Consider the following 24,559-nt stretch of genomic DNA (forward strand, 5'->3'; position numbering starts at 1 on the left):
ATACAAAAAAAGGGGCTCGCGGCGACGCGGGCCCCTTTGATTTTGTCTAAGCCGCTGATTTCAGACGTGTTTCACGTGGAACACCGCCTTTCCCCCCCTTTTGTGGGGAGGGTGGATCGCCGTGAAGCGGCGAGACGGGCGGGGACTACTGACTCCGCAAGGCCCCACCCTGACCGCTCCGCGGTCTGTCCCTCCCCATGAAGGGGAGGGAGATCACTACGGGATCAGCAGGCTCGCCCCGACGGTCTCGCGGCCCTCCAGCGCCTCGTGCGCGCGCTGCGCCTCTTCCAGCTTGAACGTCTGGCCGATGTCGATCTTCACGGCCCCGGAGGCGATCACCCCGAACAGCGCCGCGGCGCTCTCGTCCAGCTCGGCCGTGGTGACCAGGTAGTCGCCCATCGTCGGGCGGGTGAAGAACAACGAACCGGATTGCTGCAACCGGGCCGGCGCGAACGGCGGAACCGGGCCCGACGCGTTGCCGAAGCTGACGAACAGCCCCCGCCGGGCCAGGCTCTTGAGCGTGCCTTCGAAGGTCGCGGCGCCCACGGAGTCGTAGGCCACCGGCACGCCGGCGCCGCCGGTGATCTCGCGCACCCGCGCAGCCACGTCCTCGTCGCGATAGAGGATGACGTGGTCGGCGCCGAGCGATGTCGCCCGCGCCGCCTTCTCCGGCGAACCAGCGGTGGCGATCACGGTGGCCCCGATGTGCTTGGCCCACTGGACCAGGATCGAGCCGACCCCGCCGGCCGCGGCGTGGACCAGGATCGTCTCCCCCGCCGTCACCGGATAGCAGCGGCGGATCAGGAACTCGGCGGTCATGCCCTTGAGCATCGCCGCGGCCCCGACCTGGGCGCTGACCCCGGCGGGCAGGGCGACGGCCCGGTCGGCGGCCACCGCGTGATGCTCGGCATAGGCGCCGAGCGGCCCCGACGCATAGGCGATGAGGTCGCCGGCCTTGAAGCGGGTCACGCCGTCGCCGACCGCCTCCACCACGCCCGCGCCTTCCATGCCGAGCCGCGACGGCAGCTTCACCGGATAGAGCCCGGAGCGATGGTAGGTGTCGATGAAGTTGACGCCGATCGCCTGCTGCTTGACCAGCACCTGGCCGGGTCCGGCGACCGGCGCCGGGATTTCGACGACGCTCAGGACCTCGGGGCCCCCGGTGGTATCGAACTGGATGGCTTTCATGGCCGGTCCCTAGGCGAGGTGCTGTTGGAAGAAGGCGAGCGTGCGGCCGCCGGCCAGCTTGGCGTCGGCGGCGTCGTAGTGCTCGCCGCCCTGGCGGGCGAAGGCGTGGTCGCGGCCGGGATAGGTGAAGATCTCGACCTGCGGGTGGTTCTTCAGTTGCGCGAGGATCAGGGCCTGGGCCTCCTTCGGCACGAACTGGTCTTCTTCGGCGATGTGCATCAGCAGCGGATGGGCCTGCTTTTCGCTCTCGGCCAGATGCTTTTCGATGCCGACCCCGTAATAGGCGACGGAGGCGTCGGCGTCGGTGCGCGCCGCGGTCAGGTAGGCGAGCAGCCCGCCCAGGCAGAAGCCGACCGCGCCGACCTTGCCGTTGGCCTCGGGCAGCGCCCGGACGTGGTCGATGGTGGCGGCGATGTCCTTGACGCCGGCGTCGACGTCGAACGCGTTGTAGAGCTCGAACGCCTTCTTCCACTCGGCCTCGGACTGGTCGGTGATGTCGATGCCGGGCTCGATCCGCCAGAACAGGTCCGGGCAGACCGCCAGGAAGCCGGCCGCAGCCAACTCGTCGCAGACGCCGCGCATCACGGCGTTCACGCCGAAGATCTCCTGGATGACCACGATGGCCGGCGCCTTCGGATTGCTCGGCCGCGCCACGTACGCGGCGAACTGACCGTCCTCGGTCTTGATGGTGGTGGTCTCGCCCATCGGTAACTCCCTAGCTGTGCGGCGCCTACGCGCGGCGCCGCATGTGGATACTGGTTCGCGCGCTCACCGCACGCTCACTTTTACGAGTAGTCTTGACCAAGGGCCGGCTGGAGGTGGCGCCCCTGGCCGGGCTAGGCTCATATCAAATGTGGTCAAGCATCACGTCGGCTGTAGAGTTATCCGAATGAAGATGACGATTGAAATCGACTGCTCGCCTCAGGAGGCCCGCGCCTTCCTCGGCCTGCCGGACGTGTCTGGTCTCAACGACAAACTCGTCGAAGAGATGCAGAAGCGCATGACGTCCAACATGGCCATGCTGTCGCCGGACGAGCTGATCAAGAATTGGACCGCATTCGGGGTGGGGGCTCAGGAGCAGTTCCGCAACCTCATGAACGCGGCTGTCGACGTCGGCATGGGCGCCACGCGCTCAAAATGACCGACACCATTTTCGCGCCCGCCACCGCCGCCGGGCGATCGGCGGTCGCGGTCGTGCGTCTGTCAGGCCCGGGGACGGGGGCGGCGCTCAAAGCCCTGGCCGGCAAACTCCCGCGTCGGCGCGAGGCGGCCCTGCGCCTGCTGCGGGACGGGCAGGGGCGGGCGATCGACCAGGCCCTGGTCCTCTGGTTCGAGGGACCCTCCAGCTACACCGGCGAAGACGCCGCCGAGTTCCACGTGCACGGGGGCCCGGCCGTGGTCGCTGGCCTGCTCGATGCGCTGGCCGGCCAGGGCCTGCGGCTGGCCGAGCCGGGAGAGTTCACCCGCCGCGCCTTCGAGAACGGCAAGCTCGACCTGGCGCAGGCCGAGGGCGTGGCCGACCTGATCGAGGCCGAGACGGAGGCGCAGCGGCGCCAGGCGCTCGACCAGCTAGGCGGCGCGCTGGGCCAGGCCCAGACCCGCTGGCGCGATGGACTGATCGAGGCGTTGGCCATGTTCGAGGCGGCCGTCGACTTTCCGGACGAGGAGGTTCCGGCCGATGTCGCCGCCCGCGCCCGTCCGGTGCTGGCGTCGCTGATCGGCGAACTGGAGCACGCCGTCGCCGACGTGAAACGCGGCGAGCGGGTGCGCGAGGGCTTCCGCATCGCGCTGGTCGGCGCGCCGAACGCCGGCAAGAGCACGATCCTCAACGCCCTGGCCGGTCGCGAGGCGGCGATCGTCACCGCCACGCCGGGCACCACGCGCGACGTGATCGAGGTGCCGATGCGGCTGGCCGGCTACAAGGCGCTGCTGGCCGACACCGCCGGCCTGCGCGACACCCACGACGAGATCGAGGCGGAGGGGGTTCGCCGGGCCCGGGCCTGGGCCGACGACGCCGACCTGCGGATCTGGGTTGTCGACGGCGCCAGCGACGCGGCCGCGACCGTCCCGGCGCTGCATCCGCATGATCTCTGCGTGATCAACAAGTCCGACCTCGGGCAGGGGGCCGAGACCGGCCATGCGCTGGTCGAGGCGCGCGCGCTTAATGTTGAGGTTGTTAGGCTGAGCGCCTGGAAACCTGACGATATCTCCGCCCTCGAGGCTGCGCTGGAACACCGCGTCGTCGAGGCCCTGGCCGGGGCCGAGCTGCCCACCGCCACCCGCCTTCGTCATCGCGAGCTGCTGTCCGAAGCCCTCGAACGCCTCAACCGTGCCCTGGTGCTGGAGGACGATCTCGAGCTCGCCGCCGAGGATGTGCGGCTCGCCGGCCGTGCACTGGACCGGATCACCGGCCGGATCGACCCGGAGGACGTGCTCGACCGGGTGTTCTCCAGCTTCTGCATCGGCAAGTAGCCGCTGTTTCACGTGAAACACCGCGGCGCGCTTCTGCTGTTTCACGTGAAACACTCTGCCGGGCGGCTGCGGAATCCCGGGTGAAAAACCGCCTCCAGTTCGCTATATAGCTGCCGATCACGCCCCCGGCCGCCCGGGGGCGTCTTCCGTGGAGATCAGCTTGAGCGCCTGGGACGTCATCATCATCGGGGGAGGGCACGCCGGCTGCGAAGCCGCCGCGGCCTCCGCGCGCGTCGGCGCCAAGACCCTGCTGCTGACCCACAAGCTCGAGACCATCGGCGAGATGAGCTGCAACCCGGCCATTGGCGGCCTCGGCAAGGGCCACCTCGTCCGCGAGATCGACGCCCTCGACGGGCTGATGGGCCGGCTGGCCGACCAGGCCGGCATCCAGTTTCGGATGCTGAACCGCTCGAAGGGCGCGGCCGTCCGCGGCCCGCGCAGCCAGATCGACCGCAAGCTCTATCGCCAGGCCATGCAGGCCGAGCTCGCCGCCACGCCGAACCTCACCGTGATGGCCGAGGCGGTCGAGGACCTGATCGTGGTCGACGGCGTGGTCCAGGGCGTGGTCGGCGCGACGGGGACCGAGTACCGTGCCGGGCGCGTGGTGCTGACCACCGGAACCTTCCTCAAGGGCCTGATCCATCAGGGCGAGACCCGCATCCCTGCGGGCCGGGTCGGCGACGCGCCGGCCATCGGCCTGTCTGATCGTCTCTACGCGTCGGGCCTGACCATGGGCCGGCTGAAGACCGGGACGCCCGCGCGCCTCGACGGCTCGACCATCGCCTGGGACGGTCTGGAGATGCAGGCCGCCGACGATGAGCCGGTGCCGTTCTCGTTCCTGACCGACAAGATCACCGTGCCGCAGATCTCCTGCGGCGTGACCTACACCAACGCCCAGACCCATCAGATCATCGCCGACCGGCTGACCGAGTCGGCGGTCTATGGCGGCCGGATCAACGGCCGCGGGCCGCGCTACTGCCCGTCGATCGAGGACAAGGTCGTCCGCTTCGGCGACAAGGACAGCCACCAGATCTTCCTGGAGCCCGAGGGCCTGGACGACGACACCGTTTATCCGAACGGCATCTCGACCTCGGTCTCGACCGAGACCCAGGACCTGTTCCTGCGCACGATCCCCGGCCTCGAGAACGTCAAGGTCAAGCGCTACGGCTATGCGATCGAGTACGATTACGTCGATCCGCGCGAGCTCTATCCGACCCTGGAAGTGAAGAAGCTGCCGGGCCTCTACCTGGCCGGCCAGATCAACGGCACGACGGGCTATGAGGAGGCGGGGGCTCAGGGCCTGGTCGCCGGACTGAACGCGGCCCGCGCCGCCTCCGGTCAGGACGCCGCCGCCTTCGGTCGCGACGAAGCCTACATCGGCGTGCTGATCGACGACCTGACGACCCGGGGCGTCACCGAGCCCTATCGGATGTTCACCAGCCGGGCGGAGTTCCGTCTGACCCTGCGGGCCGACAACGCCGACCAGCGTCTGACCGAACGCGGTATGGCCTTGGGCGCGGTCGGTGTTTCACGTGAAACGTCATACCGCGCCAAGGCGGCCGAACTGACGCACGCGCGCCAGCGGGCAGGGGAGTTGATCCTGTCTCCGAACATGGCCCAGAAGGCCGGCCTGCCGGTGAAGTCGGACGGCGTCGTCCGCGACTTCGTCCAGCTGCTGGCCTACCCGACCATCAGCTTCGACGACCTGGCGCGGATCTTCCCGGAGGCCGGCGACTGGTCGGCGACCTGCCGCGAGCAGCTGGAGATCGACGCCGCCTACGCGGGTTACCTGGATCGGCAAGCGGCTGACGCCGCAGCGTTTCGTCGCGACGAGAACCTGCGGCTGCCGGCAGATCTCGACTATGCCGGCGTCGGCGGCCTTTCCAACGAAGTGCGCGAAAAGCTCTCGACCGTCCGGCCGCTGACCCTCGGCCAGGCCGCGCGGATCGAGGGCGTGACGCCCGGCGCGCTGACCGCCCTGCTGGCCCATGTCCGCCGTCGCGCCGCCTGATCGCATGACCATGGATGTGACCGACGCGGCCAGCTTCGCCGCCGCGACCAACGCCGGCCCCCAGGCCATCGCCGACCTCGAGCGCTACCGGTCATACCTGGCCGAGTGGAACGAGAAGATGAACCTGATCGGGCCGGCCACGCTGGACACGTTCTGGTCGCGGCACGCCTGGGACTCGGCCCAGATCTTGCCGTTGGCGCCCGACGCGCTGACCTGGGCCGACCTCGGAACCGGCGCAGGACTTCCGGGCATCGTGTTGGCGATCATGGAAAAAGACCGGCCAGGCTTTCACGTGCATCTGGTCGACAGCCTGACCAAGCGCTGCCGCTTCCTGACCGAGGTGGTGAACGGCCTGCAGCTTCCGGCGACCGTTCACAATTCACGTGCGGAAGACTTGTCGCTGACTGTGGATATCGTCACGGCGCGGGCTTGCGCCCCTCTGTCGCGACTGATGGGGTACGCTCAGCCCTACTTCAAGCGAGGCGCGCAGGCGCTGTTCCTGAAGGGGCAGGAGGTTGCGTCCGAACTCGAAGACGCGGCGAAGACCTGGAATTTCGAGGCGGACGTGTCGCCGAGCTTGAGCGACGCCAGAGGCCGGATCGTGCGTGTGAGGAGACTCGGCCGTGGCCGTAAAAGCTAAGCGAGGCCTGCGCGTCCTGGTGGTCGCCAACCAGAAGGGCGGCGTGGGCAAGACCACGACGGCGATCAATCTCGGCACCGCGCTCGCCGCCGTCGGCGAAAAGGTGCTGCTCATCGACTCCGACCCTCAGGGCAACGCCTCGACCGGCCTCGGCGTCGGTCGCGCCCAGCGCAAGGTCACCCTCTACGACGTGCTGATGGGCGAGCAGCCGATCTCGGCGGCGGTGGTCAACACCGTGCTGCCGGGCCTCGACCTCGTGGCCGCCGATCCCGACTTGTCGGGCGTCGAGCTGGAGCTGGGCCAACAGGCCCGCCGCTCGTTCAAGCTCCGTGACGCCCTGGAGCCAATCCGTGCGGAGGGCGAATACACCTACGTCCTGATCGACTGCCCGCCGTCGTTGAACCTGCTGACGGTCAACGCCATGGCGGCGTCGGACGCGGTGCTGGTGCCGCTGCAGTGCGAGTTCTTCGCGCTGGAAGGCCTGACGCAGTTGATCCGTACGGTCGACCTGGTCCGCGGCAGCCTGAACCCCAACCTGGAGATCCAGGGCGTGGTGCTGACCATGTACGACCGTCGCAACAGCCTGTCGGAACAGGTCGCCAGCGACGTTCGCGGCCACTTCGGCGAGACGGTCTACAACACGGTGATCCCACGCAACGTGCGAGTCTCCGAGGCGCCCAGCTACGGTAAGCCGGTGCTGGTCTACGATCTGAAATGCTCGGGCTCGCAGGCCTATCTGAAACTGGCGCGAGAAGTGGTGCTGCGCGAGCGCAACCGCCGCGCCCAGGCGGCGGCGTAGGGGGACATGATGGTCGAGAAGCGTGGACTGGGCCGCGGCCTGTCGGCCCTGCTGGGCGACGTCGATGAGGCCAAGGTCGTGGCCGGCGCGCCGGCTGACGAGATCACCGGCGTTCGGGAGATCCCGATCGAGCTGATCCATCGCAACGTGCATCAGCCGCGTTGGGTGTTCACCGAGGCCGAGGTCGACGAACTGGCCGGCTCGATCCGCGAGAAGGGCGTGCTGCAGCCGATCCTGGTTCGGCCCGCGCCAGGCCTGCCGGGTGAGTGGGAGATCGTCGCTGGTGAACGCCGCTGGCGCGCCAGCCAGAAGGCCGGCCTGCGGGTCATGCCGGTGCTGGTCCGCGAGCTGGACGACGTCCAGGTGCTCGAGATCGGCGTCATCGAGAACGTCCAGCGCGCCAATCTCAACCCGATCGAAGAGGGCGCGGCCTACCAGCAGCTGATCGAGAAGTTTGGCCGCACCCAGGAAGAGGTGGCCGAAAGCATCGGCAAGAGTCGCAGCCACGTGGCCAACACCCTGCGGCTGATGAACCTGCCCGAGGCGGTCCGCAACTACGTGCTCGAGGGCAAGCTGTCGGCCGGCCACGCGCGGGCCATCCTCACGGCCGACGATCCCGTGGCGCTGGCCGAGAAGATCATCGCCGGCGGGCTGTCGGTCCGCGAGGCCGAGGCCCTCGCCCGCGGCGGCGCGCCGGCGGCGAGCCGGCCGAAGTCGGCGTCGCGCAAGCCCGTGAAGGACACCGACACCCAGGCGCTGGAGGTCGACCTCTCCGATGCGCTCGGTCTCGACGTCGAAGTGCTCGACAAGGGCGGCGTCGGCGAGCTGCGTATCAAGTACGCGACGCTCGAACAGCTCGACGAGCTCTGCCGCAAGCTGACCACGCGAGGCTGATCGCTAAGTCATTGATTTCAAAAGGCGCGATTTCAGAATTCGCGTTCTGGCGAAACGGGCGTCCAGGAGTACGGCGCGCCTGCGCTCCCGGCGCGACAGCGGCGGTTTCAAAACGAGACTTTAGAGGCCGAGGCGTCTCGCCCGGCCGGCGATGGTCAGGGCGAGGCGCTCGGCGATCAGGCCGTCGGGCGAGCCGGCGGTCTTGACGGCCTTGTCGGCGGCGAGCACCTCGGGCTGCAGCTTGTCGAGTTCGGCCAACGACCAGCTGCGCGCCTGACGCAGGAACTCGCGCTCCTGTTTCCAGAACACGCCGGAGGCCTTGGCCGCTTCCTGCAGGCCCGCGCCGTTCTTGGCGAGCGTCAAGGTGCGGCGCATCCGGCCAAGGTACATGCTGATGGCGCGGATCGCGGCGGCCCCGGCTTCGCCCTCGGCGGCGGCGCGGCGCAGGCCGGCCTGCGCCTCGGCGAGCTTGCCGCCGAACGCATCGGCCGCGGCGTCGGAGAGCGAGGCCTCCGGCTCCACGCCCAGGAAGTCCTCCAGATCGCGAGGGGCGGCCGTGCGGCCGCTGCCGGGCTCCAGGTAGAGGGCCAGTCGTTCGATCTCCTGACGGGCCACGCCGCGCTCTTTCGGCAGCCGTCCGACGAACAGCTGCAGGGCCTGGGCGTCGAGCCCGACGTTGTCTTGGGACAGCAGCTCGCGCACCAGCCGGGCGACATCGCCGGGCTCGTCTTCGTAGCAGGGGATGGCGGCCGCGTCGGACGCTTTCTCGGCGGCCTTGCGCAGGGCCGAGTCGCGGCCAAGGTTGCCGGCCTCGACGATGAAGAACGCGTCGGGGTTCAGTTTGCCTTCGGCGTGGGCGATCAGCGTCTCGGCCACCTGCTTGTCGAGGGCGGCCTTCTCGGTGGAGAACCGCAGCCGCACCAGCCGGCGACCGCCCATCAGCGACTGGGCCGCCAGCTCGCCCTCGAGCCGGGCGCCGTCGGAATCGAGGTCGCCGTCGGTCAGCAGGGCGACGTCGAACGGGTCGTCGAGATTGGGGACGATCTTCTTGGCCAGCTGCAGGCCCCGGTCGCGGACCACGCCGGTGTCGCGGCCATAGATCACGACGGCCCGGATCGGCGGCTCCGGCCGGGCCAGAAACCGCTCGATGTCAGGCCGCTTGGATAGGATCACGGCCTTGAAATCCTTACGATTTTCCCTGCGTCGCCAGCCAGGCGGCGAGCTCGAGCTGGATCAGCCGGGCGCACTCGGCGGCGGCCCGGTCCTGGGCGTCCTGCTGCGCGGTGATCGAGGCGTAGGGCTGGTCGGCGCTGTCATAGGTGACCTGGGCGCGGGTCGAACCGGTCTTCACCTGGGCGCCGGTGGTCGACGACACGACGGTGTAGCGCGCTGTCAGCACGTATTCGTAGCGGGTGGCGACGTTGTCGACCCGCAGGCCGCGCGGGTAGCGGGTCTCGGACAGCGCCAGGTCCATCCGGTACTTCGGCGTTCCCTTGGCGTTGGCCAGGGCGTCGTCGAGGTGCTCGCGGATCAGCTGGCCGGTGCGGCCGGGGGGGGTCGTCACCTGCACCGAGTGCAGCTGCGCGGTCACCGCCGGATCGCCATAGAGCGGCGTGAACCCGCAGCCGGCCAGGGCCAGAGCCCCGGCGGCGATGAGGGCGGAAGCAACGACGCGGTTCATGCAGGTCACCCGGCCACGATGTTGACGATGCGGTCCTTCACGACGATCACCTTCTTGATCGCCAGACCTTCAAGGCGCCGCGCGATCTCGGGATCGTCAAGCACGATCTTCTCAACATCGGCCGGTTCGAGGCCCGCGGCGACCGAAATCTCTCCGCGCCGCTTGCCGTTCACCTGCACGGGCAGGACCTTGACGGCGTCCTGGGTCAGGGCGTCGTCGTAGGCCGGCCAGGGGGCGGCGACGACCATGCCTTCGCCGCCGATCCGCGCCCAGGCTTCCTCGGCCAGGTGAGGGGTGAAGGGCGAGATCAGCCGCGCGAAGGCCGACAGGGCTTCCTGGCGGGCGGCCAGCACCGGGGCGGTCGCCTTGTCGGCCGGGAATTCCTTGAGTTTGTTCAGGAATTCGTACATCCGCGCGATGCCGGAGTTGAAGCGGAAGGTCTCCACCGCCTCAGTCACCGCCTTGATCGTGCGATGCGTAAAGGCGCGCAATTCGTCGGCCTTGGGGTCGGGCGAGGGCGCCGGGGCCGGGCCGGCGGGTTGGCTGTCGAACTCGTTCCAGACGCGGTTCACGAACCGCCAGGCGCCGTCGACGCCGGCGGCCGACCATTGGGTGTCGCGCTCGGGCGGGCTGTCGGACAGCACGAACAGGCGGGCGGCGTCGACGCCGTAGACCTCGAAGATCTCTTCCGGCGCGACGGTGTTGCGCTTGGACTTCGACATCTTCTCGATGTCGCCGATGACCAGGTCCTCGCCGGTCTCCAGGCTGCGGGCGCGGCGCTTGCCGTCCTCCGCCAGGATCTCGACTTCCTTGGGCTCGACCCACTCGCCGCTCTGGGCGCGACGATAGGTTTCGTGCGTCACCATGCCTTGGGTGAACAGGCCGGCGAACGGCTCGCGCACGCTCAGCATGCCCTCGTCGCCCAGGGCGCGGGTCACGAAGCGGGCGTACAGCAAGTGCAGCACCGCGTGTTCGATGCCGCCGACATATTGGTCGACCGGCAGCCAGTAGTCGGCCGCCGCCTTGTTGATCGGCTCGGCCGCTTCGGTGTCGGTGAAGCGCGCGAAGTACCAGGAGCTGTCGACGAAGGTGTCCAGCGTGTCGGTTTCGCGCGTCGCCTCGCCGCCGCATTGCGGGCAGCTGGCGTTCTTCCAGGTTGGATGGCGCGCCAGGGCGTTGCCCGGCTTGGAGAAGTCCATGTCGTCCGGCAGCACGACCGGCAGCTGGTCCTTGGGCAGCGGGACCACGCCGCACTTGGCGCAGTGGACGACCGGGATCGGGCAGCCCCAGCCGCGCTGGCGGGCCACGCCCCAGTCGCGCAGGCGGAACACGGTCGCGCCCTTGCCCTGGTTCTGAGCCTCGATCTTGCCGATCGCCGCGGCCTTGGCCGGCTCGATCTCCATGCCGTCCATGAAGTCGGAGTGGAAGATCGTCCCGGGGCCGGTGTAGGCCTCGTCGCCGACCGCGAAGGCGGAGGGATCCCCGCCGGGCGGCAGCACCACCGGCTTCACGGGCAGGCCGTACTTGCGGGCGAAGTCCAGGTCGCGCTGGTCGTGCGCGGGGCAGCCGAAGATCGCCCCGGTGCCGTAGTCCATCAGGATGAAGTTCGCGATCCAGACCGGCAGCCGCCAGGTCGGGTCGAACGGGTGGGCGACGGTCAGGCCGGTGTCGAAGCCGATCTTCTCGGCGGTCTCGATCTCGGCTTCCGAGGCGCCGCCCTTGCGGCATTCGGCGATGAAGGCGGCGACCTTCGGGTCGGCGGCCAGCTGCTCGGCCAGCGGATGGTCCGGGGCTATGCCGACGAAGCCGGCGCCGTACAGCGTGTCAGGGCGGGTGGTGTAGACCTCCAGCCCGGCCTCGAAGCCCTTGGGCGCCTCGCCGGCCCAGCCGAAGCTGAACTTCAGGCCCTTGGAGCGGCCGATCCAGTTTTCCTGCATCAGCCGGACCTTGTCGGGCCAGCGCTCCAAGGACTTCAGGCCCTCGATCAGTTCCTCGGCATAGTCGGTGATACGCAGGAACCACTGGTTCAACTTGCGCTTCTCGACCACCGCGCCCGAGCGCCAGCCGCGGCCGTCGACGACCTGCTCGTTGGCCAGCACGGTCTGGTCGACCGGGTCCCAGTTGACGATGCTTTCCTTGCGGTAGACCAGGCCGCGCTTCCACAGGTCCAGGAACCAGTCCTGTTGCTTGCCGTAGTAGGCCGCGTCGCAGGTCGCGAATTCGCGCGACCAGTCGATCGACAGGCCCAGCTCCTTCAGCTCGGCCCGCATCTTGGCGATGTTGTCGTAGGTCCAGCCGCGCGGATCGACGCCGCGCTCCATGGCCGCGTTCTCGGCCGGCAGGCCGAAGGCGTCCCAGCCCATCGGGTGCAGGACGTTGAACCCGCGGGCGCGCTTGTAGCGGGCCACGACGTCGCCCAGCGAATAGTTTCGCACGTGACCCATGTGCAGACGTCCCGACGGATAGGGGAACATCTCCAGGGCGTAGTACTTCGGCACGCCCGGGGTCGGGGGACCGGCCTTGAACACGTCGGCGTCGGCCCAGGCCTTACGCCACTTCGGCTCGGTCTCTTTGGGATTGTAGCGGGCCATGGGGGGCGCTCTTCAGACTTCGATGGGGGACGGCCAGCGGCGGAAAGCGCTGGCCCTTGGGAGGGAGCGCATCCGAACCGGTTTCCACCCTTGCTGAATGCGCCCCGAAGCGGGCCTTAGCCGATGTTCGACAACCGAAGCTGCCGCGCCTTGGTAAGGATCGCATTTTCCAGGTCGGTCTCGGTCTGGCCGGCCGACGGCGCATCGGTCCAGTTACCGGTCGCATCCTTGACCTGCTTGAAGACGGCCACGTTCAGGCCGTCGGCGCGCAGGCGCGAGTCCAGGATGTAGACGGTGCACTTGAAGCGCTCGTCCGGCTTTTCCGGGTTCACGTACCAGTCGGTGATCACCACGCCGCCGTACGGGTCGGCCGAGGCCAGCGGCATGAAGGACAAGGTGTCCAGCGTCGCTCGCCACAGATAGCCGTTCACGCCGATCGCGGGTTGGCTCGCATTGGCCGGAGCGGACTTCTTGCCGCCGCCGAGGCCAAACATGTTGAAGCCGCCCGGCTCCTGGGTCTGGAAGGTCCGCGGACCGCCGCTCGAGCACGCGGCCAGCGCCGTGAGGCTCAGCACCAAGGCTCCGGTCGTCACGCCACGCATCAACTCACCGCGCACAAACGGCATATATCGGCTCCTAGTCGTTCTTCCGCGATCGGTTCGCGCCGCGGCGCCGCCCCCACGCAGCCGCGCCCTCTATAACAACGCCCGTGGAACCGCCAAACAGGAATCGCGTGTCCCAGCCGCCACAGGCGCCGACGATCTGCCTGCGGAGTGTGCAGAGGGCCCCGAGAGTCGGTTGACCTGACGTCGCCCAGGACTTTAATCGGCTCAACGGTCACGTCTCTAAGTGGCGTGTTCGGGGCTAAGGGGCCATATAGGTAGTCATGTCCAAGCGGTTGGTCATTTCGTTGATCGGCGTGGCGCTCCTCGCGAGCGGCGCTTCGGCGGCGCATGCCCAAACCACCGCCGCTCCAGGCGCGAAGGGCAAGACCGCCGATTTCACCGTGCGCAGCGAAGCTTCGACGACCCCGCAAGGGAACAAGTCGCTGAAGTGGGATACGCGCAAGGGGCGCTGGGGGGTCACGCTCAACCTCGAACAACGGGGCGAGCGCGACACGCAGTGGAACGACGTCGAGGCGGGAGCCTACTTCCGCGTGACGCCGAGCCTTCGGGTCGGCGGCGCGGTCGCGCTCGGCGAAAAAGAAGCGCCGGCCTACAAGAAGACCGAGCCGCAGGAATCCGCGCCGCGCGTCCGGCTCGAGACCGCCTTCAAGTTCTAAGGGCCTCCACGGCCGCCAGACCGACCAGGCCCGCAGGCAGCAGCCGGCGGGCTGTTTTGTCGTTGATCCCGCCCAGCGCATAGACCGGGCCGCCTGTGGCGCGGACCAGCTGCGCCAGCCGCATCGGCCCGATCGGCGCTCCGGCCGAGGGGCTGCTTGACGGAAAGATCGCCGAAACCACCACCGCGTCGGCCCCGGCCGCCAGCCCTCGCCGCGCCGCCGGGAGGCTGTGCGCGGCCACGGTGACGATCCAGCCTGGACATTTCAGCCGCCGGGCGCGCGCCGCCATGCGTTCGGGCAGGTGGACGCCGCCGGCTCCGACCCGCGCGGCCAGGGCCGCGTCGGCGCCGATCAGCAGCACCAGGCCGCGCTCGGCCGCGATCTGCTTCAGCCGCCGTGCGCGCGCCTCGGCGTCCGGGGCCCCGAACGCGCGGTAGACGATCGCCGAACCGCGCGGCAGCCGTCGGGCGGCGGCCTCGATGTCGGGCGTGCGGCCCGGATCGGTGAAGAACAGCAACGGCGGCAGCGGGGGGTTTCGCCCGGCCGCGCGGCGACCTATGGCTTGGGCCGCCCTCGTCACTGTCCAGAAGTTCGCCGCGATGACCGTTCCTCCCGCCCTCACCGACGTCCTAGCCCGGATCGCGCGCGCGGCGAAGGCGTCCGGCCGGTCGGCCGGCGACGTGACCCTGGTGGCGGTCTCGAAGATGCAGCCCTGGGACAGCGTGGCGCCGATCCTGGCGGCCGGCCAGTCGGTGTTCGGCGAGAACCGGGTGCAGGAGGCGATGGAGCGATGGTCGGGCCGGCAGGAGGCGCTTGAACTGCGGCTGATCGGACCGCTGCAGTCGAACAAGGCCAAGGATGCGGTGGCGTTCTTCGAGGTGATCGAGAGCCTCGACCGCGAAAAGCTGGCCCGGGCCCTGGCCGACGAGATCCAGAAGCAGGGCCGCACGCCGCGGTTCTACGTCCAGGTCAACACCGGCGAGGAGCCGCAGAAGGCCGGCGTCGCGCCGGGCGAGGCCGACGCCTTCATCGCCGCCTGCCGCGCGACCTACGGCCTGCAGGTCGAGGGACTGATGTGCATTCCGCCGGCCGCCGAGCCGCCGGGCCCGCACTTCGCGCTGCTGGCCAAGATCGCGGCCCGCAACGGGCTATCGAAGCTCTCCATGGGCATGAGCGACGACTTCGAGACCGCCATCCGCTTCGGCGCCACCAGCGTGCGGGTCGGCTCGGCGCTGTTCGGCGCCCGCAGCTAGGCCGGCTCGATCGCCACCGCGTCGCCGAGCTTGGCCAGCGACAGCAGTTCCAGCATGTCCTCGCGCGACAGCGCCACGCAGCCCTCGGTCGGCTCGTAGCCGGGCCGCGCCAGGTGCATGAAGATCGCCGAGCCCAGTCCGGCGACCGGCGGGTCGTCGTTGTGGGCCAGGATGCAGACCAGGTCGTAGACGTCGTCCTCGCGCCACATCTGCTCGGCGCTGGCCGGATGCGGCAGCTTGACCGCGCGGTTGTAGGCGGGATCGCCCGGCGCGTCGCACCAGCCGTCGTCGCGCTCGAGCGCCTTGGTCGGCAGCCGCGTCTCCGGGGGACCGCCCTTGTCGGGACGGTACAGCACTCGGCGGATCGCCCAGGTCCCGAGCGGCGACTTGCCGTCGCCCTCGCGCTTGTCGGCGGCGGCGATCACGCCGCCCTTTCCCAGGGCGCAGCGGGTCGTGCGGCCGTCCAGGCGGAAGCTTCCATCTGACAACGCCGTGAAGATCATGACTTAAGGGAACTCCCGCGGTTGGCTCTTTCGCACGATACGGTGCATGTTCGGGTCCATGGCTCAACGCAAGACCCTGCTCGTCGTCGACGACAACGAAGAACTCCGCGGCGCGATCGCCGAACAACTCCAACTTTCCGAGGATTTCTCGGCCATCGAGGCGGCGACCGCCGGCGATGGGGTGAAGGCGGCGGTCGAGAACCGTCCCGACCTCATCCTGCTCGATGTCGACCTGCCGGACATGAACGGCCGCGAGGCTTGCCGTCAGATGCGTGAGAAGGGCGTCGTCGCCCCGATCATCATGCTGACCGCGGCCGCCGCCGACGACGACCAGATCTCCGGCCTGGAAGCCGGCGCCAACGACTACGTGACCAAGCCGTTCAAGTTCCAGGTGCTGCTGGCCCGCATCCGCGCCCAGCTGCGCAGCGCCGAACAGTCCGAAGGCGCGGTGTTCCACCTCGGCGCCTACGAGTTCCGCCCCTCGGCGAAGATGCTGGTCGACGCCAACCAGAAGAAGATCCGGCTCACCGAGAAAGAGACCAACATCCTCAAGTACCTCTATCGGGCCGGCGAAAAGCCGGTCTCGCGCGAGGAGCTCCTGGCCGAGGTCTGGGGCTACAACGCCGGCGTCACCACCCACACCCTGGAAACCCACGTCTATCGCCTGCGCCAGAAGATCGAGCCCGATCCCGGCAACGCCCGCTTGCTGCTGACCGAGGCGGGCGGCTATCGGTTGGCGCCGTAGGCGCTCGGGGCGTTCGCGTGGCGAAGAAGAAGTGGACGGTGGGGCGCGCCTTTCCGCTGATGATGCTCGCCGCGGTGGCGGTGGGCGTCGTCGTGCTGGCGGTCGGCAACCACCTGCGCCGCGCGACGATCATCGAGCAGTCCACCGCCAGCCTGCCGGCGGGGGCGCTGGACGGCGAGCCGTGCGCGGTGCTGACCAAGGCTGAGTACGAGGCGCGCGGCGCCAAGGCCACGCACGCCTTCATCACCAACGACATCCGCTATGAGCGCCGCTACGGCCACGCCGACTGCAGCATCGTCAAGGCCGGCGGGTCGGGGAACGACTTCGTCCCGGTCTGCCAGTTCAGCGGGCCGGCGCAGGTGGTGGTGACCACCGACAAGGGCGCCTTCTATTTCGCGCCGGGCGTCGGGCGGCCGGCGACGGTCGCCACGCGGGACGGCGTGCCGACCTGCGTGATTCCGAAGGTTCCGCCTAAGTTCTAGACTGCGAAGTCGGCGCTGACCGGCGCGTGGTCGCTCGGCCGCTGCCACTCGCGCACGTCGTCGTGCACCCGCGAGGCGGCCTTGCCGGTGTGGAACGCCGCATCCTTCAGGCCCGGCGTCACCAGAATGTGGTCCAGCCGCAGCCCGCGGTTCGACTTGCGGAAGTCGGCGGCGCGGTAGCTCCACCACGAGAACAGCTTCTCCGGCTCCGGAACGGCCTCACGCGGCAGGTCGATGAAATCGAGGCTGGCCTTCAGCTTGGCGAAGGCCTCGAGCTCGACCGGCGTGTGGCTGACGATCTTCGACATCTGCTTGTGGCTCCAGACGTCGAACTCGCCCGGCGCGACGTTCAGGTCGCCGACGATGGCCAGCGGCGCTTTTGGATCGCGGCGCGCCATCTCGGCGGTCAGCTTCTCGAAGAAGTCGAGCTTGTGGTCGAACTTCGGATTGAGCTCGCGATCGGGGATGTCGCCGCCGGCCGGGATGTAGAAGTTCTGGATCTCGACCCCGGCCACCTTGCCGCCGACGCAGCGGGCGTGCTTCTCACGGCAGACATCCAGCGGCGCGGCGTCCTCGATCGGCAGCCGTGAGGCGATGGCCACCCCGTGCCAGCCCTTCTGGCCGGCGATCTTGATGTGCGGCAGGCCGACGGCCTCGAAGGCGGCGCGCGGGAACTCGCCCTCCTGGCACTTGATCTCCTGCATGCACAGCACGTCGGGCGCCTGCTCGTCGACGAAGCGGGCCACTTGCTCGGCCCGCAGGCGCACGGAGTTGACGTTCCAGGTGGAGAGGCGAAGTCGCATGGGACGATGTCTAAGGGGGTTCGGGCAAAAAGAAACGCCCGGGCACTGGAGAAGCCCGGGCGTAAAGTGTGTCTCTCATGCCGCCGCCGGGAGGGGATAGGGTCCGGCACGGAAAGGGGTCGCGATCGCGCGAACCCAATAGTGTCATTAATGCCACTGGCGACGAGAAAAAGTCAATCACAAATCACGCGGCATATTGCCTGTTGTGAATGTGTCACATTTTGGAACGCCCGACGTTCTTCGGCCGCGGGTCCTTCAACACGAACAGCGAGGGCGCGAGGCCGCTGGTCTTGGTCAGACTGGTCAGCCGGATGCGGGTCGAGGACCCCTGTGCGTCGGTGACCGTCCAGCCGACCAGCGCCAGCGGATTGTCGGAGAAGGTGAGGGTGATCTGCCCCTCGGCTTGCTTCTTGCCGTCGCGGGCGGTGATCGAGAAGCCGTCGGCCAGCCGCGCCACGCGGGTGACGTTGATGCCGCGGTCGAGGCGGATCTGCCGGGCCAGGAAGATCGACAGCGGCGTCGCCATCAGCGGATAGGCGTCGAAGGTCTTCAGCCGCGAGTCCGCGATCGAGACGTTGCCGCCGTCGGACACCACCAGCAGGCCGGAGGGCTTGTCGTATTCGAACCGGGCCTTGCCCGGACGCTTCAGATAGAGCGAGCCCTGGGTCATCGCCCCGCGGGCGTCGGTCTGGACGAACCGGCCCTTGGCCTCGGTCAGCCCTTCCAGATAGGCCGCGGCGCGGTCGACCAGCGCCTTGTCCGCAGCCGACAGCGGCGCGGCGGGCGCGCGCTGAGCCAGAGCGGGGAGGGGCAGGGCGGCCAGGCCCAGCGCCAGGGCGCGGCGGGTCAGTCGGGTCATGCGAGGGCGAACTCCAATTTCGGCGACCTCTATACGGCGCCGTGGGCCTCAATAGGGCGCAAGAACGGCGAAGCTGGCGCTTAGTTGCGCGGCGCTCTTCGCCAGCCGATCACGCAGAGCCCGAGCATGATCACATTGCCGACAGCGTCGAGCAGCCCGACCACGGTCAGCACCGGGGTCACCACATAGAACCAGTAGTTGAAGACGAAGAACGGCAGCAGCGCGACGCCATAGGCGAGGAACGTCGCCTTGGTGAACCGCGAGAACGCCGCGAACAGACCGGCCAGGATCGCCTGGGCGCCGAAGCAGCCGATGGCGAACAAGGCGATGAAGTCTTCCGAGCGGTATTGCGGGGTGATCGTCAGCGCCATGACGCTGGACGGCGAGACCAGGCACCAGCCGCCCAGTATGAAGAACACGCTGGCCAGGGCCCACTGGATTTGTCTGGAGCTCATCGTCGCCTCCCCTCTTGGCTCGACCTGGACGGGCGCCGTCCCACGCGATCGTGAGCAAAAACTTACCCCGGATGGGCGGCGTTTCACCCCCTCAGGGGCGATTCCGCAGTGCAGCAAGCTTGTGCGCGTCAAAAATCGTACATATCACCGGGCCGTCGTCCGTCTGAGAGACCCCGCCAGAGGGCTTCCGCGGTCGGCATGACGCGTGGGTAACATAAGGGGCGCAGCCTGATGGGCTTGGCCATTCCGGGTCTCGACGAGGCCCCGACCAAACATGCCGGACTCCTGACCTGGGTACGTGAAGTCGCTGAACTCACCCAACCCGACCGGGTCCACTGGTGCGACGGCTCCGATGCGGAGTGGAACGCGCTGACCGCTGAACTCGTGAAGTCCGGCACCCTCCAGCCGCTGAACCCCGAGAAGCGGCCGAACAGTTTCTACGCAGCCTCCGATCCCCGCGACGTCGCCCGGGTCGAGAGCCGGACCTTCATCTGCTCGGAGGACCCGGCTGACGCCGGTCCGACCAACAACTGGCTCGACCCGCAGGAAATGCGGACCAAGCTGCAGGGCCTGTTCAAGGGCGCCATGCGCGGCCGCACCATGTACGTCGTGCCCTTCTGCATGGGCCCGCTCGGTTCGAAGATCTCCGCCCTGGGCGTCGAGATCACCGACAGCGCCTATGTCGCCATTTCGATGCGGGTGATGACCCGGATGGGCCAAGGCGCACTCGACATGCTCGGCGACGACGGCTTCTTCGTGCCGGCCCTGCACACCGTCGGCGCGCCGCTCGACGCGGGCCAGGCCGACGTGCCGTGGCCCTGCAACGAAGAGAAGTACATCGTCCACTTCCCTGAGAGCCGCGAGATCTGGTCCTACGGCTCGGGCTACGGCGGCAACGCCCTGCTCGGCAAGAAGTGCTACGCCCTGCGCATCGCCTCGGTGATGGCCCGCGACGAGGGTTGGCTGGCCGAGCACATGCTGATCCTCAAGCTGACCTCGCCGCAGGGCGCGGTGCGCTATGTCGCCGCCGCCTTCCCGAGCGCCTGCGGCAAGACCAACATGGCGATGCTGCAGCCGACCATCCCCGGCTGGAAGGCCGAGACCGTCGGCGACGACATCTGCTGGATGCGCTTCGGCGAGGACGGCCGCCTCTATGCGATCAATCCGGAGGCCGGCTTCTTCGGCGTCGCGCCGGGCACCGGCAATGCGACCAACAAGAACGCGGTCGACGCCCTGCACGCCAACACCGTCTTCACCAACGTCGCCCTGACCGCCGACGGCGACGTCTGGTGGGAAGGCCTGACCGACGAGCCGCCGGAAGGCCTGACCGACTGGAAGGGCCGCGCCTGGACGCCGGAGATGGGCGAGCCCGCCGCGCACCCGAACGCGCGCTTCGCCGTGCCGGCCGACCAGTGCCCGGTGATCGCCGACGAATGGGACGACCCGGCCGGCGTGCCGATCTCGGCCATCCTGTTCGGCGGCCGCCGCGCCAGCGCCGTGCCGCTGGTGACCGAGGCCTTCGACTGGGAGCACGGCGTGTTCCTGGCCGCCAACGTCGCCTCGGAAGGCACCGCCGCGGCCGAGAACAAGGTCGGCGAGCTGCGCCGCGACCCGTTCGCGATGTTGCCGTTCTGCGGCTACAACATGGGCGACTATTTCGCCCACTGGCTGAAGGTCGGCGCCAACGCCGACGCCGCCAAGCTGCCGCGCATCTACTTCGTCAACTGGTTCCGCAAAGGGGCCGACGGCAAGTTCCTGTGGCCGGGCTATGGCGAGAACGCCCGCGTGCTGAAGTGGATCTTCGGCCGTCTGGAAGGCGACGCCGCGGCCGTCGACACCCCGATCGGCCGCGTGCCGAGCAAGGAATCGCTGGATCTCGACGGCGTGACCATCGACGCCGCCGCCCTGGAAACCCTGCTCTCGGTCGACGCCGAGGTCTGGGCCGAGGAAGCCGCCCTGATCCCCGAGTTCTACAAGAAGTTCGGCGACCGCCTGCCGGCCGCGCTCTGGGACCAGCACGCCGCGCTCAGCCGCCGCCTCGGCGTCCAGGCTCAGGCCGCGGAGTAGTCGAGACGCGCTTTCCCGCCGGCGGGCGAAGTTCGAATTGAGGAAGCCGGTGCGGTTCGACCGCCCGGCTTTTTCTTTGGCCGGCGTCCGTGCTGACGCGACGACAGGCTTGCGCGGCAAGCTCCGCCGTCCATCTGATCTCGAAACCGGATGGAGCGCGCCATGACCCAGAGCCTCGACGCCAGCCTCGACGACGTCATCGACCGCGCCCTGGCCGAGCGACGGATCGTCGGGACGGTGGTGCTGGTCGCGCGCGGCGGCGACCTCGTCTACGCTCGCGCCGCCGGCGACGCCGATCGCGAGCGCGGCCTGCCCATGGCGCAGGACACTGTCTTCCGTCTGGCCTCGGTGACCAAGCCGATCGTCGCCGCCGCGGCCCTGGCGATGGCCGAGCGCGGCGACCTCGCTCTCGACGCGCCGGTCAGCCGGTGGCTGCCGGACTTCCGGCCGAGCGGTCCCGGCGGGGCGCCGGCCGAGATCGCCATCCGTCAACTGCTCACCCACACCAGCGGGCTCAGCTACGGCTTCCTGCAGCCGGAGGGCGGCCCCTACCTGGCGGCCGGGGTCTCCGACGGCCTCGACCTGCCCGACCGCAGCATGGGCGACAACCTGGCGCGGCTTCGCCAGATCGAGCTGTTCTTCCCGCCCGGCGCGGCCTGGAATTATTCGGTCAGCCTCGATGTGCTGGGCGCGGCCATGGAGCAGGCGGCGGGCAAGCCGCTGCCCCAGCTGATCGACGAGCTGATCCTGCGCCCGTTGGGCATGGACGCGAGCGGCTTCTACGTCGACAGCGCCGACCAGCTCGCCACCCCCTATATCGACGGCCAGCCGCCGCGCCCGATGCAGGAGCCGGACGTCTCGCCGTTCTTCGAGCTCTCGGGCATCCGCTACTCGCCGGCCCGGGCGACGCGGCCGGCCTCGTTCCCGTCCGGCGGCGCCGGCATGGTCGGCACGGCGGGCGACGTCCTGAAGCTGCTCGAGGCTGTGCGCACCGGCGGCGGGCCGATCCTGTCGCAGGCCGCGGCCGCCTCGATGCTCAGCAACCAGATCGGCGAGCTGGTGGTCACCACCCATGGACCCGGCTGGGGCTTCGGCTATGCCGGCGCGGTGCTCAAGGATCCGTCCGCCGCCGGCTCGCCGCTGCGCCAGGGCACGGTGCTCTGGGGCGGGGTCTACGGTCACTCCTGGCAGATCGTGCCGGATCGCGAGACCACGGTGGTCGCCCTGACCAACACCGCCATCGAGGGCATGAGCGGCGTCTTCCCGGGCGAGCTCGGCGCGGCGGTGGCCGCGGCGGTCGCCTAGGGCGCGGCGCCGACCAGCACCTCGCGCTTGCCGGCGTGGTTGGCGGGGCTGACCACGCCTTCGTTCTCCATCCGCTCGATCAGCGAGGCGGCGCGGTTGTAGCCGATCTGCAGCCGGCGCTGGACGTAGCTGGTCGAGGCCTTGCGGTCGCGGGTGACCACGGCCACGGCGCGGTCGTAGAGGTCGTCGCCGGAGCCGCCGCCCTCGTCGCCGAAGCTGTCGCCGCCGCCGTCCTCGTCGTCGCCGCCAGCGGTGACGTCCTCGAGGTACTGCGGCTCGCCCTGGTCGCGCAGGAACTTGGCCACGGCCTCGACCTCGCCGTCGGACACGAACGGCCCGTGCAGGCGGGTGATGCGGCCGCCGCCGGCCATGTAGAGCATGTCGCCCTGGCCCAGCAGCTGCTCGGCACCCTGCTCGCCCAGGATCGTGCGGCTGTCGATCTTTGAGGTGACCTGGAAGGAGATCCGGGTCGGGAAATTGGCCTTGATGGTGCCGGTGATGACGTCGACGGACGGCCGCTGGGTCGCCATGACCAGGTGGATGCCGGCGGCGCGGGCCATCTGGGCCAGGCGCTGCACCGCGCCTTCCACGTCCTTGCCGGCGACCAGCATCAGGTCGGCGACCTCGTCGATGACCACCACCAGGTAGGGCATCGGCTTGGGATCGATCCGCTCGCTCTCGTAGATCGGCCGGCCGCTGTCGTCGAAGCCGGTCTGCACGGTGCGCTCGAAGTGCTCGCCCTTGGCGGCCGCCTCCTTGGCGCGCTCGTTGTACGAGGCGACGTTGCGCACCCCGATCTTCGACATCAGCCGGTAGCGGTCCTCCATCTCGCGGACGGTCCACTTCAGCGCGACGATGGCCTTCTTCGGGTCGGTGACGACCGGGGCCAGCAGGTGCGGGATGCCGTCATAGACCGACAGCTCCAGCATCTTCGGGTCGATCATGATGAACCGGCACTGGTCCGGCGGCAGCCGGTACAGGATCGACAGGATCATCGCGTTGACGCCGACCGACTTGCCCGAGCCGGTGGTGCCGGCGATCAGCAGGTGGGGCATCTTCGACAGGTCGGCGATGTAGGGCTCGCCGCCGATGTTCTCGCCCAGCGCCATCGGCAGGGCCTGGGTCGAGCGCTCGTATTCGGCGCTGGCCAGCAGGTCGCGCAGATAGACGGTCTCGCGCCGGGCGTTGGGCAGTTCGATGCCGATGGCGTTGCGGCCGGGCACGACGCTGACGCGGCAGGCGGCGACCGACATCGAGCGGGCGATGTCGTCGGCCAGGGCCACGACCCGCGCCGACTTCACGCCGGCCGCGGGCACCAGTTCGTAGAGGGTGACGACGGGACCTGGGCGGATCTGGTCGATGGTGCCGCGCACGCCGAACTCGGCCAGCACGCTTTCCAGCAGCTGGGCGTTCTGGCGCAGGGCGCCTTCGTCGAACTGCGAGGCGCGCGGCTTGGGCTTGGCCAGCATGGCCAGTTCGGGCAGGGCGAAGCCGCCGGTCTTGACGAAGTCGAACGCGCCCTGGGCCTCGCGCTGCTCGCGGCCGGAGTCCTTGGGGGCCGGCTTCGGCTGCTTGATGGCCACCGGGCTGGCCACGGTGTCGTCGGCCTCGTCCTCGCCGTCGTCGTCCTGCGCGTAGGCGGCGGGTTCGACCACCGGGGCCGTGGGCGCCTGGCGCTGCGTCGCCGCGGGCGCGGCCGGCTCGGCGGCCTTGGCGCGGCGGGCGACCGAAGCGCGGGCGGGCTTGGCCGGCTGGACGGGCTCCTCGCGCATCTGCTGCAGGGTCGCGCGGACCCACTCGATGCTGGCGGTCAGCTCCGAGCGGCGCACGCCGATGGCGAAGCCGAGCCCGGCCGCCGCGCCGACGAGCAGCAGCAGCGCAGCGATCAGCACGCTTCCGGGAATGTGGGCATAGGCGAACAGGCCGGCGATCGCATGCAGCAGCCCGTCGCCCCAGAAGCCGCCCAGGCCCTTGGCCAGCGGCCAGGCGGCCGGGGCCGGCGGCGCGCTGAGCAGGCCCGCGAGCGCCATCACGCCGAGCAGGCCGATGGCGGCGCGCAGGCGCACCTTGCGGCGGGTCAGGTCCGGTTGCGGCGTGGTGGCGCGGCCGAGGCCGAACACCACCATCAGGAGGGCGCCGACGCCGGCGGCCAGGCCCAGCGACTGGATGCCGACATCCGCGGCGGTCGCGCCCGGCGAGCCCAGGGCGTTGGTCGGCGACAGGGCCGAGGCGGCGTTCAGGCTGGGGTCGGCGGCGTTGTAGGTCGCCAGGGCGATGATCAGGGCGAGGCCGGCCGCCGCGACGATGCCGCCGCGCAGCCGCGCTGTCGCCGGATGCGACCAGGCCAGACCGGCGATGTGCATCCCCAGTTCGACACCCGTCTTTCGCGCCGCCCGCGCCATTCCAAGCTCCTGATTTCAGTGACCCCCTGTTTGCCCGGACGAGGGTTAAGAGGCGTTTACCAAGCCCGGCCGTAAGCGCGGCCGTACCCGCAAAATCCCGTTTCCGTTTTGGCCAAGCCCATCTAGG

At 69.4% G+C, this 24,559-nt stretch carries 24 protein-coding genes; 12 read left to right on the top strand and 12 right to left on the bottom strand.

What is annotated here, in order from left to right:
- Positions 1-216: 216 nt before the first annotated feature.
- Both AC1Q87_RS11400 and AC1Q87_RS11405 read right to left on the bottom strand, forming a co-directional pair.
- Complete coding sequence (locus tag AC1Q87_RS11400) at positions 217-1,188, bottom strand: quinone oxidoreductase family protein (RefSeq protein WP_492609050.1); 972 nt, start codon at positions 1,186-1,188, stop codon at positions 217-219.
- 9 nt (positions 1,189-1,197) lie between these two features.
- The gene (locus AC1Q87_RS11405; protein WP_492609051.1) at positions 1,198-1,893 is read right to left on the bottom strand and encodes a dienelactone hydrolase family protein; all 696 of its coding nucleotides are present in this window, start codon (positions 1,891-1,893) and stop codon (positions 1,198-1,200) included.
- 184 nt (positions 1,894-2,077) lie between these two features.
- On the opposite strand from AC1Q87_RS11405, the gene AC1Q87_RS11410 reads away from it, so the two are divergent.
- The 6 genes from AC1Q87_RS11410 to AC1Q87_RS11435 all read left to right on the top strand — a co-directional run bounded on the left by AC1Q87_RS11410 (position 2,078) and on the right by AC1Q87_RS11435 (position 8,004).
- On the top strand, positions 2,078-2,329 hold the full coding sequence (locus AC1Q87_RS11410) for a DUF6489 family protein (protein WP_492609052.1): 252 nt from the start codon (positions 2,078-2,080) through the stop codon (positions 2,327-2,329).
- The gene (gene mnmE / locus AC1Q87_RS11415) at positions 2,326-3,660 is read left to right on the top strand and encodes a tRNA uridine-5-carboxymethylaminomethyl(34) synthesis GTPase MnmE (RefSeq protein ID WP_492609053.1); all 1,335 of its coding nucleotides are present in this window, start codon (positions 2,326-2,328) and stop codon (positions 3,658-3,660) included. The genes AC1Q87_RS11410 and mnmE overlap by 4 nt, the downstream gene beginning before the upstream one ends.
- 160 nt (positions 3,661-3,820) lie before the next feature.
- Positions 3,821-5,671, top strand: coding sequence for a tRNA uridine-5-carboxymethylaminomethyl(34) synthesis enzyme MnmG (mnmG, locus tag AC1Q87_RS11420; protein WP_492609054.1), 1,851 nt, complete (start codon positions 3,821-3,823; stop codon positions 5,669-5,671).
- Positions 5,649-6,311: a 16S rRNA (guanine(527)-N(7))-methyltransferase RsmG gene (gene rsmG / locus AC1Q87_RS11425; protein ID WP_492609055.1), complete on the top strand. Its 663-nt coding sequence runs from the start codon at positions 5,649-5,651 to the stop codon at positions 6,309-6,311. The genes mnmG and rsmG overlap by 23 nt, the downstream gene beginning before the upstream one ends.
- A gap of 7 nt (positions 6,312-6,318) precedes the next feature.
- Positions 6,319-7,110 carry a ParA family protein gene (locus AC1Q87_RS11430; RefSeq protein WP_492609277.1) on the top strand — a complete coding sequence of 264 codons (792 nt, stop codon included), beginning with the start codon at positions 6,319-6,321 and terminating at the stop codon, positions 7,108-7,110.
- A 6-nt stretch (positions 7,111-7,116) separates the two neighbouring features.
- Positions 7,117-8,004, top strand: a complete 888-nt coding sequence (locus AC1Q87_RS11435) for a ParB/RepB/Spo0J family partition protein (RefSeq protein ID WP_492609056.1) — start codon at positions 7,117-7,119, stop codon at positions 8,002-8,004.
- 120 nt (positions 8,005-8,124) lie between these two features.
- On the opposite strand, the gene holA is transcribed toward AC1Q87_RS11435, so the two are convergent.
- From holA to AC1Q87_RS11455, 4 genes are all read right to left on the bottom strand, one after another.
- Positions 8,125-9,177 carry a DNA polymerase III subunit delta gene (gene holA, locus AC1Q87_RS11440; RefSeq protein WP_492609057.1) on the bottom strand — a complete coding sequence of 351 codons (1,053 nt, stop codon included), beginning with the start codon at positions 9,175-9,177 and terminating at the stop codon, positions 8,125-8,127.
- A 13-nt stretch (positions 9,178-9,190) separates the two neighbouring features.
- On the bottom strand, positions 9,191-9,685 hold the full coding sequence (gene lptE, locus AC1Q87_RS11445; RefSeq protein ID WP_492609058.1) for an LPS assembly lipoprotein LptE: 495 nt from the start codon (positions 9,683-9,685) through the stop codon (positions 9,191-9,193).
- A 5-nt stretch (positions 9,686-9,690) separates the two neighbouring features.
- The gene (leuS, locus tag AC1Q87_RS11450) at positions 9,691-12,276 is read right to left on the bottom strand and encodes a leucine--tRNA ligase (protein WP_492609059.1); all 2,586 of its coding nucleotides are present in this window, start codon (positions 12,274-12,276) and stop codon (positions 9,691-9,693) included.
- A 116-nt stretch (positions 12,277-12,392) separates the two neighbouring features.
- Positions 12,393-12,902 carry a DUF3576 domain-containing protein gene (locus tag AC1Q87_RS11455; RefSeq protein WP_492609060.1) on the bottom strand — a complete coding sequence of 170 codons (510 nt, stop codon included), beginning with the start codon at positions 12,900-12,902 and terminating at the stop codon, positions 12,393-12,395.
- A gap of 260 nt (positions 12,903-13,162) precedes the next feature.
- On the opposite strand from AC1Q87_RS11455, the gene AC1Q87_RS11460 reads away from it, so the two are divergent.
- Positions 13,163-13,558: an NtrZ family periplasmic regulatory protein gene (locus AC1Q87_RS11460; RefSeq protein ID WP_492609061.1), complete on the top strand. Its 396-nt coding sequence runs from the start codon at positions 13,163-13,165 to the stop codon at positions 13,556-13,558.
- Here the strand turns inward: AC1Q87_RS11460 and AC1Q87_RS11465 are convergent.
- Positions 13,548-14,075, bottom strand: coding sequence for a thiamine phosphate synthase (locus tag AC1Q87_RS11465; RefSeq protein ID WP_492609062.1), 528 nt, complete (start codon positions 14,073-14,075; stop codon positions 13,548-13,550). The two genes, AC1Q87_RS11460 and AC1Q87_RS11465, sit on opposite strands and share 11 nt — an antisense overlap.
- A gap of 82 nt (positions 14,076-14,157) precedes the next feature.
- Between AC1Q87_RS11465 and AC1Q87_RS11470 the strand changes: the two genes are divergently transcribed.
- The gene (locus AC1Q87_RS11470) at positions 14,158-14,811 is read left to right on the top strand and encodes a YggS family pyridoxal phosphate-dependent enzyme (protein ID WP_492609063.1); all 654 of its coding nucleotides are present in this window, start codon (positions 14,158-14,160) and stop codon (positions 14,809-14,811) included.
- Here the strand turns inward: AC1Q87_RS11470 and AC1Q87_RS11475 are convergent.
- Positions 14,808-15,314, bottom strand: coding sequence for a L,D-transpeptidase family protein (locus AC1Q87_RS11475; protein ID WP_492609064.1), 507 nt, complete (start codon positions 15,312-15,314; stop codon positions 14,808-14,810). The genes AC1Q87_RS11470 and AC1Q87_RS11475 overlap by 4 nt on opposite strands.
- Positions 15,315-15,372: 58 nt before the next feature.
- On the opposite strand from AC1Q87_RS11475, the gene AC1Q87_RS11480 reads away from it, so the two are divergent.
- Both AC1Q87_RS11480 and AC1Q87_RS11485 read left to right on the top strand, forming a co-directional pair.
- On the top strand, positions 15,373-16,059 hold the full coding sequence (locus tag AC1Q87_RS11480) for a response regulator transcription factor (protein WP_492609065.1): 687 nt from the start codon (positions 15,373-15,375) through the stop codon (positions 16,057-16,059).
- A 17-nt stretch (positions 16,060-16,076) separates the two neighbouring features.
- A complete protein-coding gene (locus AC1Q87_RS11485) occupies positions 16,077-16,541 on the top strand; it encodes a hypothetical protein (protein ID WP_492609066.1) in 465 nt (154 codons plus the stop codon).
- On the opposite strand, the gene AC1Q87_RS11490 is transcribed toward AC1Q87_RS11485, so the two are convergent.
- The 3 genes from AC1Q87_RS11490 to AC1Q87_RS11500 form a co-directional block, all read right to left on the bottom strand.
- Positions 16,538-17,344: an exodeoxyribonuclease III gene (locus tag AC1Q87_RS11490; RefSeq protein WP_492609067.1), complete on the bottom strand. Its 807-nt coding sequence runs from the start codon at positions 17,342-17,344 to the stop codon at positions 16,538-16,540. The genes AC1Q87_RS11485 and AC1Q87_RS11490 overlap by 4 nt on opposite strands.
- 214 nt (positions 17,345-17,558) lie before the next feature.
- A complete protein-coding gene (locus AC1Q87_RS11495; protein ID WP_492609068.1) occupies positions 17,559-18,203 on the bottom strand; it encodes a LolA family protein in 645 nt (214 codons plus the stop codon).
- An 80-nt stretch (positions 18,204-18,283) separates the two neighbouring features.
- Positions 18,284-18,658, bottom strand: a complete 375-nt coding sequence (locus AC1Q87_RS11500) for a hypothetical protein (protein ID WP_492609069.1) — start codon at positions 18,656-18,658, stop codon at positions 18,284-18,286.
- 231 nt (positions 18,659-18,889) lie between these two features.
- Here AC1Q87_RS11500 and AC1Q87_RS11505 point away from each other — a divergent pair, with 231 nt between their 5' ends.
- Together AC1Q87_RS11505 and AC1Q87_RS11510 are read left to right on the top strand one after the other, a co-directional pair.
- Positions 18,890-20,725 (top strand): phosphoenolpyruvate carboxykinase (GTP), encoded by a 1,836-nt coding sequence (locus tag AC1Q87_RS11505; RefSeq protein ID WP_492609070.1) that lies wholly within the window; start codon positions 18,890-18,892, stop codon positions 20,723-20,725.
- A 162-nt stretch (positions 20,726-20,887) separates the two neighbouring features.
- Positions 20,888-22,030 (top strand): serine hydrolase domain-containing protein, encoded by a 1,143-nt coding sequence (locus AC1Q87_RS11510; protein WP_492609071.1) that lies wholly within the window; start codon positions 20,888-20,890, stop codon positions 22,028-22,030.
- Here the strand turns inward: AC1Q87_RS11510 and AC1Q87_RS11515 are convergent.
- Positions 22,027-24,432, bottom strand: a complete 2,406-nt coding sequence (locus AC1Q87_RS11515; RefSeq protein WP_492609072.1) for an FtsK/SpoIIIE family DNA translocase — start codon at positions 24,430-24,432, stop codon at positions 22,027-22,029. The two genes, AC1Q87_RS11510 and AC1Q87_RS11515, sit on opposite strands and share 4 nt — an antisense overlap.
- Positions 24,433-24,559 lie beyond the last annotated feature (127 nt).

It is taken from the genome of Phenylobacterium sp. GW823-FHT02A09, assembly GCF_058797775.1.

Excerpts from the sequence above, each read along its gene's own strand:
- AC1Q87_RS11400 (WP_492609050.1), bottom strand. The coding sequence starts at position 1,188 with ATGAAAGCCATCCAGTTCGATACCACCGGGGGCCCCGAGGTCCTGAGC.
- AC1Q87_RS11405 (WP_492609051.1), bottom strand. The coding sequence starts at position 1,893 with ATGGGCGAGACCACCACCATCAAGACCGAGGACGGTCAGTTCGCCGCG.
- AC1Q87_RS11410 (WP_492609052.1), top strand. The coding sequence starts at position 2,078 with ATGAAGATGACGATTGAAATCGACTGCTCGCCTCAGGAGGCCCGCGCC.
- mnmE (WP_492609053.1), top strand. The coding sequence starts at position 2,326 with ATGACCGACACCATTTTCGCGCCCGCCACCGCCGCCGGGCGATCGGCG.
- rsmG (WP_492609055.1), top strand. The coding sequence starts at position 5,649 with ATGTCCGCCGTCGCGCCGCCTGATCGCATGACCATGGATGTGACCGAC.
- AC1Q87_RS11435 (WP_492609056.1), top strand. The coding sequence starts at position 7,117 with ATGATGGTCGAGAAGCGTGGACTGGGCCGCGGCCTGTCGGCCCTGCTG.
- lptE (WP_492609058.1), bottom strand. The coding sequence starts at position 9,685 with ATGAACCGCGTCGTTGCTTCCGCCCTCATCGCCGCCGGGGCTCTGGCC.
- leuS (WP_492609059.1), bottom strand. The coding sequence starts at position 12,276 with ATGGCCCGCTACAATCCCAAAGAGACCGAGCCGAAGTGGCGTAAGGCC.
- AC1Q87_RS11455 (WP_492609060.1), bottom strand. The coding sequence starts at position 12,902 with ATGCCGTTTGTGCGCGGTGAGTTGATGCGTGGCGTGACGACCGGAGCC.
- AC1Q87_RS11460 (WP_492609061.1), top strand. The coding sequence starts at position 13,163 with ATGTCCAAGCGGTTGGTCATTTCGTTGATCGGCGTGGCGCTCCTCGCG.
- AC1Q87_RS11470 (WP_492609063.1), top strand. The coding sequence starts at position 14,158 with ATGACCGTTCCTCCCGCCCTCACCGACGTCCTAGCCCGGATCGCGCGC.
- AC1Q87_RS11475 (WP_492609064.1), bottom strand. The coding sequence starts at position 15,314 with ATGATCTTCACGGCGTTGTCAGATGGAAGCTTCCGCCTGGACGGCCGC.
- AC1Q87_RS11480 (WP_492609065.1), top strand. The coding sequence starts at position 15,373 with ATGGCTCAACGCAAGACCCTGCTCGTCGTCGACGACAACGAAGAACTC.
- AC1Q87_RS11490 (WP_492609067.1), bottom strand. The coding sequence starts at position 17,344 with ATGCGACTTCGCCTCTCCACCTGGAACGTCAACTCCGTGCGCCTGCGG.
- AC1Q87_RS11495 (WP_492609068.1), bottom strand. The coding sequence starts at position 18,203 with ATGACCCGACTGACCCGCCGCGCCCTGGCGCTGGGCCTGGCCGCCCTG.
- AC1Q87_RS11500 (WP_492609069.1), bottom strand. The coding sequence starts at position 18,658 with ATGAGCTCCAGACAAATCCAGTGGGCCCTGGCCAGCGTGTTCTTCATA.
- AC1Q87_RS11505 (WP_492609070.1), top strand. The coding sequence starts at position 18,890 with ATGGGCTTGGCCATTCCGGGTCTCGACGAGGCCCCGACCAAACATGCC.
- AC1Q87_RS11510 (WP_492609071.1), top strand. The coding sequence starts at position 20,888 with ATGACCCAGAGCCTCGACGCCAGCCTCGACGACGTCATCGACCGCGCC.
- AC1Q87_RS11515 (WP_492609072.1), bottom strand. The coding sequence starts at position 24,432 with ATGGCGCGGGCGGCGCGAAAGACGGGTGTCGAACTGGGGATGCACATC.